The sequence below is a fragment of the Acinetobacter sp. ANC_7553 genome (assembly GCF_056779895.1).
The window spans coordinates 1-346 of record NZ_JBWYIV010000057.1 but is presented as its reverse complement, the minus strand read 5'-3'; the positions used below and the strand labels follow the sequence as shown (position 1 = coordinate 346).

Here is a 346-nt window from a genome sequence, read left to right as displayed (position 1 = left end):
TCGATGAGTTCAGCAGGCTGACCTGCAGTACCAAACCCACCAATCATAATGGTTGAACCGTCTTTAATTTGGGAGAGGGCTTCGGTTAAAGTCTTTTGAGATTTATCAATCATAGCGTTTTATAGATAAAGCTATCTATATCCTTTTCGGTCTTGCAAAAATTTAAACAAATCAAAATGATTAGATTTGGATTGGTCTAAATTCTTTAGTTGAATAAGATAAAGGGATGGATGCGAAATCCATCCCTTTATTATTTTTAAGCTGATGCGCGGCGGCGTTCAACTTCAGTAGAAGGCGCACCTTCAACGTCTTTCACTAATTCAATGTCAAATTGAATATGTTTGAA

At 36.7% G+C, this 346-nt stretch carries 2 protein-coding genes; both read right to left on the bottom strand.

Annotated elements, in window-relative coordinates:
* Window positions 1-113, bottom strand: a 113-nt coding sequence (locus AC1M9I_RS14665) for a CoA-transferase (protein WP_481588093.1), incomplete at its 3' end; no start/stop codon positions are given.
* Between the two features lie 143 nt (window positions 114-256).
* Window positions 257-346: hypothetical protein (locus AC1M9I_RS14660; RefSeq protein ID WP_481592540.1), on the bottom strand; the 90-nt coding region annotated here is incomplete at its 5' end.